The organism is Candidatus Woesearchaeota archaeon (assembly GCA_003694805.1).
In the GTDB taxonomy this organism is placed as follows: Archaea; Nanobdellota; Nanobdellia; order Woesearchaeales; family J110; genus J110.
Map to the genome: position 1 here is coordinate 1 of RFJU01000062.1, position 2355 is coordinate 2355.

Genomic DNA, 2355 nt, shown 5'->3' on the forward strand with positions numbered 1-2355 from the left:
CCGCCCGTGACGAGAACAGCACCTGCCTTGGCGATCTCCCCCCCTACCTGGTACGCGACCTTGAGCGCCTTTTGCGAGACGTGACTTACGTCAGAGCCGAACACACCAATCTGGAGGAAGGGTAACCTTCCAATCTTTGGTATCTTCATCGGAAACATTTCTGGACTTAGCTTTTTCTTCATCGTTGCAACCACCTCTTCATTGTTCTCAGTTGTTCTACATCATTACTGTAAATCTCCCGCAAATCCTTAATCCCAAAGTACGCGGTGATGATACGCTCAAGACCCAGCCCCCACGCGAGAACAGGAATCTCCTCGCCAAGCAAAGGATAGGTTACCTCCGGGCGAAAAATTCCTGACCCGCCCATTTCAATCCACTCTTTTCGCCGCGCATCAAAAACCTCCGTTTCTATACTGGGCTCGGTGTAAGGAAAGTGAGCCGGCCGCATCCTCACCTTTGCAAAGCCCATCTTCCTGTAGAACGCCGATAAATACCCCTTCAAATGCTGCAAGTTCGCTTCGGGATCGACAACAATACCCTCTACTTGATGAAACTCAAAAAGATGCTTCCAGTCAAGCGCCTCGTTCCTATACACCTTTCCAATACTGAAAAACTTCGCTGGCAAATCCTTCTTTGACAAGCCAGCCAGCGTCCTCGCACTCAACACCGTCGTGTGCGTTCGTAACAACAATTCTCGCGCCTTCTCTACACGCCACGGCTCCCTCCAGCCCGTGCTGCCCGTTCCTCCGCCATTTTCATGAACGGCCTTAACTCTTGATGCCAGACGCTTCGGCACGTGTCCCTTCGAGGGATCTTTCAAGTAAAACGTGTCTTGCATCTCCCTCGCGGGGTGATCTTGAGGAATAAACAACGCATCCATGTTCCAAAACGCCGTCTGCACCACGCCTCCTTCCATTTCAACAAACCCCATGTCAAGCCAGATGCGCCGAACATACTCTATTGCCTCATTGACGAAATGCACCCTGCCCTCATAGCGAGGCTTGACATTCACGCGAACATCAAACGCTCGAAACGACTTGCCCTTCCACGAACCATTCTTCAACATCGAAGAAGACAAACGCTCAACCAACTCCTCTGCAGGAGCGATCTTGGCGACACGAACGCCAAGCAAGGTCGGCTTAGCAAACCGTTCCTTACGCACAACCTTCTCCGCGTACCCCTTAAGCCCGACAAGGTAGCGCACGCTCTCCACCACCTCCTTCGGTACAGAGGCGACAGGTATGCACCAATCATGCTTTGCTGCAAACTCAAGCGCGGCCTTCCCCTTATACAACGATAACGGCTGCGCAGCACTCCACCGAAAAGAAGGAGGATCAGCGAATCGATCAAATGTCACTTCCTTCTTTAAAGCCCCCAATACCGCACCTACAGCGCCTTTGTCAAACGAGGGCAAAACCTTCGCTACATCAGCAAGGGGCAAGACGCCGCGCTCTTTAAGCGCTTCTTTTGCAAAATCTTCAGGAACCCTCCCCCCGGCCCGAAACGCCTCCTTCCCTTTCTCCGATATTGTAACAAACTCTTGCTCTTCAACTTCCGACGTGATAAGTTTTTTGTTATCGAGCCATTGCAGCGCCCGCATAACCTCAACCTGACTCAAACCCGTCTTCGCAACCAACGCTGTCAAACTCTTGCGCGCATCAAGGTTGCTAAGAACCGCCCGCTCAAGGGGAGTAAGCTGGGAAACGATCATTCGTGCTTCATCCACAGGAGCTTTTGCCGCATCCTTTTTCATACACGCAACAACCACATAGCTGTATTTAAATATGTTGGTCGAGAAGGAACGCGCGCCTCCCGCCCCATGGACCTTCCACTCACTCACGGCTGCCGGCGCGGCGCAGCGCATTCACCCACGACAAGCAAATGCTACGAAGTTCCAACGGAGACACCGACTGGCCGCCCAAGGTAAGGTCTGGAAAGACCTCCCTCCCCCGATTTCTGGCCTGCTCTGCTTCTCTGGCGACAACGGAAAGATACGCCTCCGTACAAAGCCTCTCGCCGTTCGAGGGAGACGTCCACAACCCGCCCTGGTAGCACAACAGGTGCTTCCACGCCGAGCTGTGTGGCTGACCACTCATACTGCGAAAGGAATCATTTGCAGAGCAATCCTTCTCAACGAGCTCGCTCAAAAAAGAAGCCTGCAACGTTGCGCCCGAAACGCGCTCTGCCTCGCGCCAGTACTGCACCACAACATCCCTGATGGTTTCATAATCCATCATCAAAAAAAAGGATAAGAAGGAAAAAACTATAATAACTTTTCGCTTATGAAACCCGAACGTTCAGGACGCAAGGGCGAACTTCTGCGCGCCTCCTTCAAACACGCCTCTGCTCCCCTGC

At 52.7% G+C, this 2355-nt stretch carries 3 protein-coding genes; all 3 read right to left on the minus strand.

The window, feature by feature from the left end; translation table 11 throughout:
* Positions 1 to 182: hypothetical protein (locus tag D6783_02420; protein RME53285.1), on the minus strand; the 182-nt coding region annotated here is incomplete at its 3' end.
* Entirely contained in the window at positions 179 to 1864 is a 1686-nt protein-coding gene (locus tag D6783_02425) for a phenylalanine--tRNA ligase subunit alpha (protein ID RME53286.1), read from the minus strand. The genes D6783_02420 and D6783_02425, both read right to left, overlap by 4 nt.
* A complete protein-coding gene (locus tag D6783_02430) occupies positions 1833 to 2234 on the minus strand; it encodes a hypothetical protein (GenBank protein ID RME53287.1) in 402 nt (133 codons plus the stop codon). Before D6783_02430 ends, D6783_02425 begins: the two co-directional genes overlap by 32 nt.
* Positions 2235 to 2355 lie beyond the last annotated feature (121 nt).

What these genes read in the sequence shown, in the direction of transcription:
- D6783_02425 (RME53286.1), bottom strand. Translation starts at nt 1,864, where the DNA reads ATGCGCTGCGCCGCGCCGGCAGCCGTGAGTGAGTGGAAGGTCCATGGG.
- D6783_02430 (RME53287.1), bottom strand. Translation starts at nt 2,234, where the DNA reads ATGGATTATGAAACCATCAGGGATGTTGTGGTGCAGTACTGGCGCGAG.